The sequence below is a fragment of the Streptomyces sp. TOM-9 genome, from assembly GCF_056858595.1.
The window spans coordinates 7,961,020-7,974,335 of sequence record NZ_JBXEQB010000001.1; the positions used below are offsets into that span (position 1 = coordinate 7,961,020).

Below are 13,316 nucleotides of genomic sequence, written 5' to 3' on the forward strand. Positions count from 1 at the left end.
CCTCATCCCTCCCTTCGGTGCGCGACGCGCCGGCGTGCCGCGTACAGCGCGAGCCACCCGACGATGACGGCGGCGACGGCGAGGGTCACGTGCAGCGGCAGATGCGCGACCGGTCCGAGCAGCAGCCCGAACAGGGCCAGTGCGGCCACCAGGAACAGCATTCCGGTCCTTCCCTGTGCTCCGACGTTCCGGGGAATTCGGTGAACAGTTGTACACGGAGCTTCTGCCCACCACCGCCCCCGGAAAACGCGGACCGGCGCCCCGCGGGTGCCGGGACGCCGGTTCGGCCGGAAAGCGCGCCCGCCGCTCAGGCGGTCAGCACCCGCAGCGGCGCGCCGTCCCGGAAGGCGGCGATGTCCTCGACCGCCTGCCGGTAGAAGACCTCGTACGTCGCCTCCGTGACGTAGCCCAGATGCGGGGTGAGCAGCGCGCCCGGCAAGCTCCGCAGGACGTCCCCGGCGGGCAGCGGCTCGGTGTCGTACACGTCCAGCGCCGCACCGGCGATCCGCCGCTCGCGCAGCGCGGCGACCAGCGCCGGGGTGTCGACGAGCGGACCGCGCGAGGTGTTGACCAGCAGCGCCGTGGGCTTCATCCAGCCCAGCTCCTCGGCGCCGACCAGGCCGGTACTGCGCGCGCTGAGCTTGTAGTGCACGGTGACGACGTCCGACTGCGAGAACAGCTCCCGCTTGGCGACCGCCCGCGCGCCGCACGCGGCGGCGTGCTCCGGGTCGAGGTTGGCGCTCCACGCCAGGACGCGCATCCCGAAGGCGGTGCCGATGGAGGCGACCCGCGCGCCCAGCCGGCCCAGCCCCACCACGCCCAGCGTCCGGCCGTGCAGGTCGCCGCCGATCGTGTGCTGCCATTCACCGCGCCGCATCCCGGCGGTCTCCTCGGGGAGGTGCCGGACCAGCGACAGGACGAGCCCCCAGGTCAGCTCGGCGGTGGCGTGCGCGACGCTCTCCGTGCCGCACACCGTCACCCCGTGCCGGCGGGCGGCGTCCAGGTCGACGGACGCGTTCGCCATCCCGGTGGTCACCAGCAGCCGCAGCGCCGGCAGCGCCGCGAAGCGCTCCTCGGTGAAGGGGGTGCGCTCACGCATGGCGACCACCACGTCGACGCCGTCCAGCGCCCCGGCCAGTTCGGCCGTACCGGAGACGTGGTCGTGGAGGAAGACCACCTCGGCTCCCAGCGCGTCCCAGTCGGCGAACCGGTGCGCCGCCTTCTGATAGTCGTCCAGGACGGCGATGCGCATGGTGCGGTCTCCTCGGCTCGATCGGTCGAACGGGTGTCCCCCTGGTCTGTCCTAGTATCTGCTCGGAAAGCGGCCGGAACCCGACAGCCGCCGGAACCGGACGAGGGGTGGGCACGTGGAGACACCCGGCAGGCGGCGCCGGCTGCGCTGGTGGCCCCGCTCGCTGTACTGGCGCCTCGCGCTCGGCTTCCTGGCGATCACCACGGTCGGCGTCGCGGCCGCGGACGTCTACGCCGCGCAGGCCCTCGCCGACGGCCTGCGGAACCGGCTGGACCAGCAGCTGGCCTCCATACGCCAGGACCGGCTCGACGAACTGGAGACCAGCTCGGACCTCAAGCCCGCCGGGGCGACGGCCGTGGTGCTGCTCACCGACGCCATCGGCAGGGTCGTCCAGCGCGAGTCCGGCGCGATGGTGGAGCGGGCCGTCATCCGGCTGTCCAGCGCCGACCTGGACCGTATGGCGACCGCCGGCCGGGCGGGCGCGGTCGGCCCGGCCCCGATGCGGGCGGTCGTCGAGAAGCTGCCCGACGGCGGCTACCTGGTGATCGCGGAGTCCACCGCGGACGACGCGGCCACGGTGCACAACCTCGTGGTCATCGAGGCCGTCTCCGGTGTGCCGCTGGTCGCCGGAGTCGTGCTCGGCGCCCTGTACTTCAGCCGCCGAACCATCTCGCCGCTCAAGGAGATCACCGCCACCGCCCGCCGGTTCGCCGCCGAGGGCGCACTCTCGCAGCGGGTCGCCGCCCCGGTGTCGACGGCGGAGGTGGAGGCGCTGGCCGACGCCGTCAACGCGATGCTCGGCCGGGTCGACGAGGAGTTCAACCGCCGCCGCAAGGCCGAGGAGCAGCTGCGCGACTTCGTCGGCGCCGCCAGCCACGAGCTGCGCACCCCGCTCACCGCGATCGGCGGCTACGCGCAGCTGGTGCGCTTCGGTGCCCTCGACGACCCGGCCCGTCTGGACGACGCCATGCGCCGGGTGCAGAACGAGACCCGCAGGATGTCCGCCCTCGTGGACGAGCTGCTGCTGCTGGCCCGCCTCGACCAGGGCCGCCCCCTCGAGTGCCGCCCCGTGGACCTGGCCGAACTCTGCGCCGACGCGGTGGCCGACGCCCGCGTCGTCGACCCCGAGCGCCCGGTGACCCTGGTCGTGGAACCCGGGCCCCACATGGTGACCGGCGACCCTGACCGGCTCCGTCAGGTGGTCACCAACCTGCTGGCCAACGTGGTCGCGCACACCGCCCACGACGTCCCCGCCGAGGTGCGGGTCGGCCGCGAGGGCGACGAGCAGATCGTCGACGTCATCGACGGCGGGCCCGGGATACCCGAGGAACTGCGCGAGCGGATCTTCGAGCGGTTCTTCCGGGCCGGCGGCACCCCCCGCCCCGCCCGCCGGGACGACCACCCCGCCCCCGGCAGCGGACTGGGCCTGAGCATCGTGGCCGCGATCGCCGCGGCGCACGCGGGGTCGGTGCGGGTGGAGGCCTCGGAGTCGGGTGCGTGGTTCCGGATGCGGTTGCCGGCGCTCACTGGCGCATGATCGCGGCGACCGCGACGGCCGTCCTGAGGACCTGGAGGTCGCGCGGGCCGTCGACGCGCCGGCCGGTCAGCTCCTCGACCCGGCGCAGCCGACGGTCGAAGAACTTGCGGCGCAGCGTGAGCAGCTCGCACGCCAGGTCCGGGTCGCCGTCGGCGGAGATCACCGCGCTCAGCGTCTCGCGCAGCACATGGTCGTCCAGCACCGGCTGCACCATGCCGACCAGCCGCTGGGCGATGTCGGGCGTCTGCGCTGCCGCGTACTCGACCAGCACGTCGTCCAGCTGGTAGACGCCGGGCCCGAAGCCCAGCGCGTCCACCACCGCGCAGATGTCGTCCGCCAGCAGCTGACCCGCCGTCACCTCGTTGTAGGGCTTCCAGTGCACCGCGAGCCGGGCCGTCGCGGCGAGGTCGCGGTGGATGCGGTCCGCCAGGTCGACCGACTCCTCGTGGCGCGGCGCGGGGGTGAGCACGTACAGCCCGCGCGCCGAGGGCAGCACGGCCGTCTCGGGGCCGCCGTGGCCGCGGGCCACGGCCTCGACGTCGCCGAGGGGGAGGCCGGGTGCGCGCAGCGCCATCACGGCGTAGGCGGGCGGGGCGTAGGCCGGCCCGGGCCGCGGTGGCTCCGGGACCGAGGCGGGGGCCTCCCGCCCGGACTGGGCGAAGTAGCCCCGGTTTAGCTCCCGCGCCACACGGCGCCCCGCGTCCGTCAGGCGCCGGGCGAACTCGCCGCGCGAGCCGTCGGCCCCGGCCGCCGCGTGCCCGCCGGAGACCAGGATGTACTCCGTCGTCTCCTGGACGGCGACCCGCAGCGCGCTCACCGGTTCGCCCCGAGCGGCCCAGGCGACCCCCTCGCCACGGATCCGCGCGGCGGTCTGCTCGCTCCACTCTCCCGAGCCGGAGACGACTTCTATCAGGGCGGCGAACAGCTCCCGCCGCAGCGAGGGCTCGCCTCCGCCGGAGTCGGTGAATCCCAGGTCAAGACAGGAATCCAGGCCCGTGGACACCGGTGCGTGGGTGGTCATGCGCGCAAGCCAAGCACCGGAGTATCAGAGTCACATCAAAGCGGGATCAGAGTCCGCGCTGGGGATCGCCCGCCCTCACGACGGTCAGGGGATCGCCTGCTCGGTCCAGATGCACTTGCCGCCGGGGACGTAGCGGGTGCCCCAGCGCTGGCACAGCGCGGCCACCAGCTGCAGCCCGCGGCCGCCCTCGTCGGTGTCGCCGGCGTGCCGGATCCGGGGGGTGCTGAGACTGCCGTCCGACACCTCGCAGACGAGGGTGCGGCTGCGGATCAGCCGCAGGCCGATGGGGCCCCGGGCGTGCCGGACCACGTTGCCCACCAGCTCGCTGGCGATCAGCTCGGTCGTCATGACCAGTTCGCCCAGTCCCCAGGCGTCCAGCCGGCGGCGGATGTGCTCGCGTGCCTGGCCCGCGGCGAGCGGGTCCTCGGGCAGGGACCAGGAGGCGACGTCGCCGGGCGACAGGGCGTGCGTGCGGGCGATGAGGAGGGCCGCGTCGTCCCCGGCGTGCTCCTGGTGGGGGTCGAGGGCGGCGGCGACCTCGTCGCAGAGCCTTCCCAGGCGCTCCACCTCGCCCCGGCGACCGTCAGCCGGCCGTACGGGTGCCGCGGCCGGTGCGCCGGTGAGGGCCTTCGCCAGCCCGGCCATGCCCGTGTCGATGTCCCGGCGGGAGGATTCGACGAGGCCGTCGCTGTAGAGCACCAGCAGACTGCCCTCGGGGATCTCCAGCTCCACGGTCGCGAACGGTGGTGTGGCGGCGCCCAGAGGTGGGTCCGGCGAGTGCCCGGCGAAGTGGACGGTGCCGTCGGGCAGCACCAGCGCGGGCGGCGGGTGCCCGGCCCGGGAGAAGGAGCAGGTGCGGTTCGTGGGGTCGTACACGGCGTACAGGCAGGTCGCGTAGAAGTCGTCCCCGAGGTCGCTGACCAGCTCGTTGAGGTGCGCGAGCAGCTCGTCGGGGGGCAGTTCGAGACCGGCGAGGGTGTGCACCGCGGTACGCAGCCGCCCCATGGTCACGGCCTCGGAGATGCCGTGTCCCATCACGTCCCCGATGACCAGCGCGACCCGGTCGGCGGAGAGCGGGATGACGTCGTACCAGTCCCCGCCGACCGTCGTCCCCTCGACGGCGGGCAGGTAGCGCGCCGCGGCGCTGACCGCCGGCAGTTCGGGCAGGACGCGCGGCAGCAGGCCGCGCTGCAGCTCCTGGGCCCGTCCGTGCTCGGCGTCGTACAGCCGGGCCCGCTCCAGGGCCTGGGCGACCAGCCCGCTGAGCGCGGTCAGCAGGGTGCGCTCCTCCTCGCTGAACGGGCGCGGCTCGGAGAAGGAGACGACGCAGGAGCCGACGGCCTTCCCGGAGACGATCAGCGGCAGGAAGGCCCAGGCGTGCTTCTGGGACCACTCCTGGAGGTGGACCCGGGCCGGGTACGCCTCGTGGAAGTCCTTGGCGGAGGTGATGTAGCGGGGCACGCGCTCGCGGATGGCGTCGGTGCTGGGGCTGCCCTCGGCGAGCCGGGTCCGGCTGAGCCGCTCCATCAGGCCCGGGGGGTAGCCGACGAAGCCGACCACGCGCAGCAGGTCGCCCTCCAGCGTCTTGATGATCAGCCCGGTGGCGTCGAACAGCGGCAGCACGCGGTCGGCGACCGCGGCGACGACGTCCTTGACGGTGACGGCCTCGGCGAGCGCGGTGGTCAGCCGGCCGATGTGCGCCGCGCGGTCGGCGGCGGTACGGGCGGCGTCGGCGCGCGCCTCCTCGGCCAGCCGGTGCTCGGTGACGTCGGTGAGGTAGAGGGTCAGGCCGTCGGGCACGGGCATGACGCGCAGGTGGTAGCGGCGCGTGCCGCCGCCCCACTCGATGTCCGCGCTGACGGTCGCGTCGCCCTCGGCCGCCCGGCGGCAGTGGGCCTCGAGCTCCGATTCGTGGACACCGGGCAGGTCCCACAGCACCGCGCCGACCAGGGGCTGCCGCGCCCCGAGCAGCCGCTCGGCCTGGGGGTTGGCGAAGGCTATGCGGCCGTCGTCGTCGACCGCCAGGAAGCCGTCGCTCATGTGACGCAGGGCCCGGCCGGCGGCGTCCATCGCGATCCGGGTCTCCGTGCTGTCCCACAGCACACCGGCCAGCCGGACGGCCTTGCCGTCCGCACCGAGCACGCTGCGGCCGCGGGCCTGCACCCAACGGAAGCTCCCGTCGGGCCGGCGGACCCGGTACTCCCAGGCGAAGCCGCCGCGGGCCCGGGCGGCCTCCTCGGCGTCGGCGATCACCCAGGGCAGGTCCTCGGGGTGGACCAGCTCCACCCAGGTCTCCAGGCGCCCGTCGTACATCTGCGGGGACATCCCGAAGACGGAGCGCGCGGTCTCGTCGAGGTAGGCCTCGCCGGTGCGGACGTTCCACTCCCAGGTGCCGATGCCCACGTCGGACGGGGTCTCCCGGGGCCGGGAACCCGAGCCTCCTTCCGCCAGGCGCCAGCGTTCGCGCGACCCGACGGCCGCCGTCCGGCCCAGCCGCTCCGACACCCACGCGGCGATCCCCCGCAGCAGCTCCCACGCGCCGGGAGCCGGCGCTACGGCGTCCGCGGTCACCACCGAGAGCGCGCCGAGCGGGCCCTCGGGGCCGGGGAGTGGTACGGCGGCGAGCCCGGACCCGCCGGGCAGCGGGCCGGGGGTCGTCTCGGTCGTGGGCAGCCACACCGGTTCGCCGCCGGTCGTCGCGCGGCCCGGCGCGGTGGCGTCCTGCGGGGGGAGGAAGAGCCAGGCACGGGTCAGGTTCCTGGGCAGACCGCTGCTGGCGGCCAGGCGCAGGGGCACTCCGCCCCTGGCCTCCTGCCCGCGCAGGTGGACCAGTCCGCCCAAGCCGTTCAGCGCCGCCACGGCCTGCTGCAGTCCCAGTCGCAGCGCCTCGCGCTCGCCCTGGTCGTCGCCCGAGGAGCGGAGCAGGCGCAGCCGCTCCGCTCCCGGCTGGTCGAGCGGCGCTTCAGGCTCCTGGGCGGCGGCTTCGTTCGGGATCGTGCCCTCTTCTCGTCGGCTCTTCCTCCGAAGGCCAACATAGCGCCGCGCGCGGGCACCGTCAGCGCGAAGCCGTATCGCCGGCCGGCGCCGCCCTCACCAGGTAGCCCGCCCCCCGCACGGTGCGGATGAGCGACTGGTCGGTGTCGCCGAGCTTCCGGCGGAGGTAGTAGATGTAGGTCTCCACGATCCCGGACTCGCCCTGGAAGTCGCAGCTCCACACGGCGTCGAGGATCTGCCCCTTGGACACCACCCGGTCCGGGTTCTCCAGCAGGAAGCGGAGCAGCGCGAACTCGGTCGCCGAGACCTGGACCGGCCGGCCGTGCCGCCACACCTCGTGGGTGTCCGCGTCGAGCTCGACCCAGCCCGCGCGCAGCCGGCGCCCGGCGGGCTCGGGGGCCCGGCCCCGGCGCAGCAGGGCGTTCACGCGGGCCGCGACCTCGTTGATGTCGAAGGGCTTGGTGACGTAGTCGTCGCCGCCCAGGGCCAGGCCCCTGATCTTGTCCTCCACGGCGTCCCGGGCCGTGAGGAAGAGGACGGGCGCGTCGACCCGGGCGGCGCGGAGCCTGCGGCACACCTCGAAGCCGTCGAGGTCGGGCAGTCCCACGTCGAGCAGGATCACGTCGGCGGCGCGGTCGGCGGCCGTGCTCACCGCCTCCTCGCCGGTCCCGGCCGTGACCACGTCGAAGCCCAGGAACTGGAGCGCCATCGCGAGCATCGAGGCGATGCTCGCCTCGTCCTCCACGACCAGCACGCGGGGCTGCTGGGCCGAGACGGTCACGTTCATGCCGCGGGTCACTTCCTCCGGGCCGTATTCCGGCCGTTGTCACACAGAAGAGGAACGGATTATGCCATTCACCTGAACCCGGACAACCCCCGTGACCGAATCGCGACGATCCGCCGCCGGCCTCCCCCGCGGAGCTGCGGATGAACCCCCGTCAGATACGCCGTCCGGGTGTCCGGACGATGCCTTGACAGGGGTGGGGGGCACCCCCACACTGATGTTGCGTCAACCGCAATCAGTTCCGCCATACGCACCGAGGTGTCATGATGATTCCCGTGTGCCGGCTCGCGGACCTCCCGCGTGGCGAGGCTTTCCGGCTCGAGACCGACCCGCCCGTCGCGGTGTTCCACACCGAGGAGGGCGAGCTCTACGCCGTCGACGACACCTGCACCCACCAGGACGCGTCGCTCGCGGACGGCTGGCTGGAGGGGTGCGAGGTCGAGTGCCCGCTGCACGCCTCGAAGTTCGACCTGCGCACGGGTGCGGTGGACGCGCCCCCGGCCCGGCGGCCCGTGCGGACGCACGAGGTCGTGGTCGAGGACGGCGTGATCCACGTACGGCTGTCGGCGGCCGCCCCCGGCCCGCCCTCGTGCGCGGCCGGCCGGCTCGCCGGGGGAGCCGGATGAGAGCGGTCCTCGTGGTCGGCGCCTCGCTGGCGGGGCTGTCGGCGGCGCGGGCACTGCGCGCCCAGGGGTACGACGGCCGGCTGGTGGTCGTGGGCGACGAACCGCACCGGCCGTACGACCGGCCGCCGCTGTCCAAGGAGTTCCTCGCCGGACGGGCCGACGAGGCGGCCCTGGTCCTTGAGGCGGACGGCGAGGACCTCGGGGCCGAATGGCTGCTGGGCGCCCGGGCCGTGACGCTCGACCCGGGCACGCGGGGCGTCGGGCTCGCGGACGGCCGCGCCCTCACCGCCGACGGGGTCGTCATCGCCACCGGGGCCGCCGCCCGTACGCTGCCCGGCGCGGCGGGCCGGTCCGGTGTGCACACCCTGCGCACCCTGGACGACGCCCGCGCGCTGCGGGCCGATCTGGCGCGCGGCGGGCGGCTCGTCGTCATCGGCGGCGGCTTCATCGGGGCCGAGGTCGCCTCGACCGCGTACGCCCTCGGCCTGGACGTCACGGTCGTCGAGGCGGCGCCCACCCCGCTGTCGGGTCCGCTCGGCGAGACGATGGGCGGCGTCGTGTCGGGCCTCCACGCCGACCACGGCGTACGGCTGTTGTGCGGCACGGGGGTGCGGGGGACCGAGGCGGACGGCGACGGGCGGGTGGTGGCCGTGGTCCTGGCCGACGGCCGCAGGCTGCCCGCGGACACCGTGGTCGTCGGCATCGGGGCGCGCCCGTGCACGGACTGGCTCGCCGGGTCCGGGATCGAGCTCGGCGACGGCGTCCTGTGCGGCGCGGACGGCCGGACGGGCCTGCCGGGCGTCGTCGCCGTCGGCGACTGCGCCGCCTGGTACGACCCGGCCGCCGGTACGCACCACCGGGTGGAGCACTGGACGGGTGCCCTGGAGCGACCGGCCACCGCCGTCGCCGCACTGCTGTCCGGCGGCGCGGGCGGGCAACGGGCCCCCCGCCCGCCGTACTTCTGGTCCGACCAGTACGGCGTGCGCATCCAGTTCGCGGGCCGCGCCGCGGGGGCCGACACCGTCACGGTCGAGGAGGGCATTGCGGAGGAACGCGACGTCCTCGCGGTCTACCGCAGGGGCGGGGTTCCGGTCGCTGTACTGGGCATGAACCGGCCCCGGTCGTTCACCCGTTGGCGCAAGCAGCTGGCTGCCGCCGCGTCTTGACAGCGCCGGAGCGGCACCACATGCTGCAGTTGCGCAGTGCACACTCCGTTGCTCATTACACAACGTCCCGCAAGGAGTGCCCGTGACCCCGACCGGCCTGCCGGACAGCCTGATCGCCACCCTCCCCGGCTCCTACTACACGGACCCCGGGATCTTCGCCCAGGAGCAGGAGCGCATCTTCGAGACGATGTGGTTCTGCGTGGCGCGCTCTTCCGAGCTCGGCAGGCCGGGCGCCTTCAGGACCGTGGACGTCGGCCGCGAGAGCATCCTGGTCACCCGGTCCCGGGACCACGCGGTGCGCGCCTTCTACAACGTGTGCCGGCACCGCGGCGCCCGGCTGCTCACCGAGGAGGGCGGCGAGGTCAGGCGGGCGTTCCAATGCCCTTACCACGCCTGGACGTACGACCTGGACGGCAGGCTCGTGGCGGCCCCCAACCTCACCAAGATGCCCGACGTCGGCCGCACCGAGTACGGGCTCGTCCCCGTCCACGTCCGCGAATGGCTGGGCTACGTCTGGGTCTGCCTGGCCGAGGACCCGCCCTCCTTCGAGGAGCAGGTGGTCGGCGAGGTGGTCACCCGGCTCGGGGACGTGGAGTCCCTGGAGCGCTACGGCATCGAGGACCTGAGGGTCGGCCGGCGGATCGTCTACGACGTCAGGGCCAACTGGAAGCTCATCGTCGAGAACTTCATGGAGTGCTACCACTGCGCCACGATCCACCCCGAACTGACCGAGGTGCTGCCGGAGTTCGCCGGCGGCTACGCGGCGCAGTACTACGTCGGCCACGGCGCCGAGTTCGGCGCGGACATCGAGGGCTTCACGGTGGACGGCTCGCCGGGACTGGACCGTATACCGGGGGTCTCCGCGGCCCAGGACCGGCGCTACTACGCGATCACCATCAAGCCGCAGGTCTTCGTCAACCTGGTGCCGGACCACGTGATCTTCCACCGCATGTACCCGGTCGCGGCCGACCGCACGGTCGTCGAGTGCGACTGGCTCTACCTGGAGGAGGTCGTCACCGCGGGCAGGGACGTCGGCCGCTCGGTGGAGCTCTTCGACCGGGTCAACCGCCAGGACTTCGAGGCCTGCGAGCGCTGCCAGCCCGCGATGGGCTCCCGGCTCTACGCCAAGGGCGGGGTGCTGGTCCCCAGCGAGCACCACATCGCCGGCTTCCACGACTGGGTCCTCGAGCGCCTCGGCACGGCTCAGCCCAGGTAGCCCATGCGGTGGCTGATCTCGGCCGCGCCGGCGACCAGCAGCGGCGCGAGCTCGTGCATGCGCTCCTGCGTGAAGCGGTACGAGGGGCCGGAGGCGCTGACGGCGGCGATGACCTCGCCGTCGCGGGAGCGGACGGGGGCGGCCATCGCGTGCAGGCCGATCTCCAGTTCCTCCAGCGTCCAGGCGTACCCGCGCTCCCTGGCCTCGGCGAGGTTCTTCTCCAGCCTCGTCCGCGAGGTGAGGGTGTGCGGGGTCAGTTTCTCCAGGCCCGCGTCCGTGAGGAGTTCCGCGCGCTGCGCGGCGGAGAGGTGGGCCAGCAGGATCTTGCCGCTGGAGGTCGCGTGCAACGGCGTCAGCTGGCCGACCCAGTTGTGCGCGGTCACCGCCGCCGGTCCGCGCACCTGGTACAGGTTGATCGCGAAGTGCTTCTCCATCACGGCGATGTTGACGGTCTCGCCGATCTCCTCGGCGAGCCGTTCGCAGACCGGCCGGCCCTGCTGGGTGATGTCGATGCGGCCGGTCACCGCGCCGGCCAGCCGCACGATGCCGAAGCCGAGCCGGTACTTTCCGCGCTCGCCCGCCTGCTCCACCAGCCCGCGTGCCTCCAGCGCGCCGAGCAGCCGGAACGCCGTCGACTTGTGGACCTCGATCTCGGCGGCGACCTCGCTCACGCCGGCCTCGCCGCGCTGCGCCAGGATCTCCAGCACGCTGATGGCCCGGTCCACGGACTGGACGCCGCCCGGCTGCGCAGCGGTTGTTTCGGTATCTGCACTGAAGTTGCTCACAGCGAAACTATACGCGCGGTAAACAACAGCGCCGGGGTTCCCCGGCGGAGTCCGGACGGGAAACACCGCCGAAACTCCGCTGTCAAGTTGCGCGGCTCGCAACCTGGTGCGCATAGCGGCACCGTACTAGCATGCTGCGCCAGTCGACCTGTCGACCGCGCGATCGAGACGAGCGATTCAAGCGAGACAAGCCAGACGAGTGAGACGAGGCTGACATGGCTCCCGTGCAGTACGACTTCGTCATCGTCGGTGGGGGCTCCGCCGGTTGCGCCCTCGCGAACCGGCTCTCCGCCGATCCGGGCAACCGTGTCCTGGTGCTGGAGGCCGGCCGCCCCGACTACCCGTGGGACGTCTTCATCCACATGCCGGCGGCGCTCACCTTCCCCATCGGCAGCCGCTTCTACGACTGGGGCTACGAGTCCGAGCCCGAGCCCCACATGGGCGGACGGCGGATCTACCACGCCCGGGGCAAGGTGCTCGGCGGCTCCAGCAGCATCAACGGCATGATCTTCCAGCGCGGCAACCCCTTGGACTACGAACGCTGGGCCGAGGGCCCCGGCATGGAGCAGTGGGACTACGCCCACTGCCTGCCGTACTTCCAGCGCATGGAGAACTGCCTCGCCGCCGGCCCCGACGACGAGTTCCGCGGCCACGACGGTCCGCTCGTCCTGGAGCGCGGGCCCGCCTCCAGCCCGCTGTTCCCCGCCTTCCTCGAGGCGGTTCAGGAGGCGGGGCATCCGCTCACCGACGACGTCAACGGCTTCCGCCAGGAGGGCTTCGCGCCCTTCGACCGCAACGTCCACCGCGGCCGCCGGCTCTCCGCCGCCCGGGCCTACCTCGACCCGGTGCGCAGGCGCCCCAACCTGACCGTACGGACCCGGACCCTGGTCACCCGGGTGCTCTTCGAGGGCAAGCGCGCCGTGGGCGTGGAGTACGAACGCCGCAAGGGCATCCGCGAACAGGTGCGCGCCCGCGAGGTCGTCCTGTGCGGCGGGGCCGTCAACTCGCCCCAGCTGCTGCAACTGTCGGGCGTCGGCAACGCCGGGGAACTGGCCGCGCTCGGCATCGACGTCGTGCACGACCTGCCGGGCGTCGGCGAGAACCTCCAGGACCACCTGGAGGTCTACGTCCAGTACGCCTGCACGCAGCCGGTCTCCATGCAGCCGTACCTGGCCAAGTGGCGCTACCCGTTCATCGGTCTGCAGTGGCTCTTCCGCAAGGGTCCCGCCGCCACCAACCACTTCGAGGCCGGCGGTTTCGCGCGCAGCAACGAGGACGTGGACTACCCCAACCTGATGTTCCACTTCCTGCCCATCGCGGTGCGCTACGACGGCTCGGCCCCGGCCGGCGGCCACGGCTACCAGGTGCACGTGGGGCCGATGTACTCCGACGCCCGCGGCTCGGTGAAGATCAGGAGCAGGGACCCGCGCGAGAAGCCCGCGCTGCGCTTCAACTACCTCTCCACCGAACAGGACCGCCGCGAGTGGGTCGAGGCGGTGCGCGTCGCCCGCGACATCCTCGGCCGGCCCGCGCTCGCCCCCTTCAACGGCGGCGAGGTCTCGCCCGGCCCCGGGGTCGAGACCGACGAGGAGATCCTGGCGTGGGTCGCCAAGGAGGGCGAGACCGCCCTCCACCCGTCCTGCACCTGCAGGCTGGGCACCGACGCGATGGCCGTCGTCGACCCGGCGAGCATGCGGGTGCACGGCGTGGAGGGGCTCCGCGTGGTCGACGCCTCCGTGATGCCCTACGTGACCAACGGCAACATCTACGCCCCCGTGATGATGATCGCCGAGAAGGCCGCGGATCTGATCCTCGACCGTGAACCGCTGCCGCCCTCGAAGGCGCAGTTCTACCGGCACCGCGACGCCACCGCCAACTGATCGTGTCCGGTGCCGCGTTCACCGGATCAAGATGTGCCGTACACCCCGTGGCACC

The 13,316-nt window shown here is 73.4% G+C and carries 11 protein-coding genes; 5 read left to right on the forward strand and 6 right to left on the reverse strand.

The genetic code is table 11. The features are described from left to right. Positions 1 to 2 precede the first annotated feature (2 nt). Both AC1VWI_RS36650 and AC1VWI_RS36655 read right to left on the reverse strand, forming a co-directional pair. Complete coding sequence (locus tag AC1VWI_RS36650) at positions 3 to 161, reverse strand: hypothetical protein (RefSeq protein ID WP_499515323.1); 159 nt, start codon at positions 159 to 161, stop codon at positions 3 to 5. 146 nt (positions 162 to 307) lie between these two features. Further along, positions 308 to 1,252, reverse strand: coding sequence for a D-2-hydroxyacid dehydrogenase family protein (locus tag AC1VWI_RS36655; protein WP_499515324.1), 945 nt, complete (start codon positions 1,250 to 1,252; stop codon positions 308 to 310). A 115-nt stretch (positions 1,253 to 1,367) separates the two neighbouring features. Between AC1VWI_RS36655 and AC1VWI_RS36660 the strand changes: the two genes are divergently transcribed. After that, positions 1,368 to 2,789, forward strand: coding sequence for a sensor histidine kinase (locus tag AC1VWI_RS36660; RefSeq protein WP_499515325.1), 1,422 nt, complete (start codon positions 1,368 to 1,370; stop codon positions 2,787 to 2,789). On the opposite strand, the gene AC1VWI_RS36665 is transcribed toward AC1VWI_RS36660, so the two are convergent. The 3 genes from AC1VWI_RS36665 to AC1VWI_RS36675 all read right to left on the reverse strand — a co-directional run bounded on the left by AC1VWI_RS36665 (position 2,776) and on the right by AC1VWI_RS36675 (position 7,591). Further along, positions 2,776 to 3,810, reverse strand: coding sequence for a helix-turn-helix domain-containing protein (locus AC1VWI_RS36665; RefSeq protein WP_499515326.1), 1,035 nt, complete (start codon positions 3,808 to 3,810; stop codon positions 2,776 to 2,778). The genes AC1VWI_RS36660 and AC1VWI_RS36665 overlap by 14 nt on opposite strands. Before the next feature lie 84 nt (positions 3,811 to 3,894). After that, positions 3,895 to 6,669 (reverse strand): SpoIIE family protein phosphatase, encoded by a 2,775-nt coding sequence (locus tag AC1VWI_RS36670; RefSeq protein WP_499515327.1) that lies wholly within the window; start codon positions 6,667 to 6,669, stop codon positions 3,895 to 3,897. 196 nt (positions 6,670 to 6,865) lie between these two features. Continuing rightward, positions 6,866 to 7,591 carry a response regulator transcription factor gene (locus tag AC1VWI_RS36675; RefSeq protein WP_499515328.1) on the reverse strand — a complete coding sequence of 242 codons (726 nt, stop codon included), beginning with the start codon at positions 7,589 to 7,591 and terminating at the stop codon, positions 6,866 to 6,868. Positions 7,592 to 7,851: 260 nt separating this feature from the next. Here AC1VWI_RS36675 and AC1VWI_RS36680 point away from each other — a divergent pair, with 260 nt between their 5' ends. The 3 genes from AC1VWI_RS36680 to AC1VWI_RS36690 all read left to right on the forward strand — a co-directional run bounded on the left by AC1VWI_RS36680 (position 7,852) and on the right by AC1VWI_RS36690 (position 10,596). After that, positions 7,852 to 8,214 (forward strand): bifunctional 3-phenylpropionate/cinnamic acid dioxygenase ferredoxin subunit, encoded by a 363-nt coding sequence (locus tag AC1VWI_RS36680; RefSeq protein ID WP_499515329.1) that lies wholly within the window; start codon positions 7,852 to 7,854, stop codon positions 8,212 to 8,214. After that, entirely contained in the window at positions 8,211 to 9,380 is a 1,170-nt protein-coding gene (locus AC1VWI_RS36685) for an NAD(P)/FAD-dependent oxidoreductase (protein ID WP_499515330.1), read from the forward strand. The genes AC1VWI_RS36680 and AC1VWI_RS36685 overlap by 4 nt, the downstream gene beginning before the upstream one ends. Before the next feature lie 82 nt (positions 9,381 to 9,462). Continuing rightward, on the forward strand, positions 9,463 to 10,596 hold the full coding sequence (locus AC1VWI_RS36690; RefSeq protein ID WP_499515331.1) for an aromatic ring-hydroxylating oxygenase subunit alpha: 1,134 nt from the start codon (positions 9,463 to 9,465) through the stop codon (positions 10,594 to 10,596). Here AC1VWI_RS36690 and AC1VWI_RS36695 read toward each other — a convergent pair. Further along, positions 10,584 to 11,381, reverse strand: a complete 798-nt coding sequence (locus AC1VWI_RS36695) for an IclR family transcriptional regulator (RefSeq protein WP_499515332.1) — start codon at positions 11,379 to 11,381, stop codon at positions 10,584 to 10,586. The two genes, AC1VWI_RS36690 and AC1VWI_RS36695, sit on opposite strands and share 13 nt — an antisense overlap. A gap of 215 nt (positions 11,382 to 11,596) precedes the next feature. Here AC1VWI_RS36695 and betA point away from each other — a divergent pair, with 215 nt between their 5' ends. Beyond that, on the forward strand, positions 11,597 to 13,261 hold the full coding sequence (gene betA / locus AC1VWI_RS36700; protein ID WP_499515333.1) for a choline dehydrogenase: 1,665 nt from the start codon (positions 11,597 to 11,599) through the stop codon (positions 13,259 to 13,261). Positions 13,262 to 13,316: the final 55 nt, after the last annotated feature.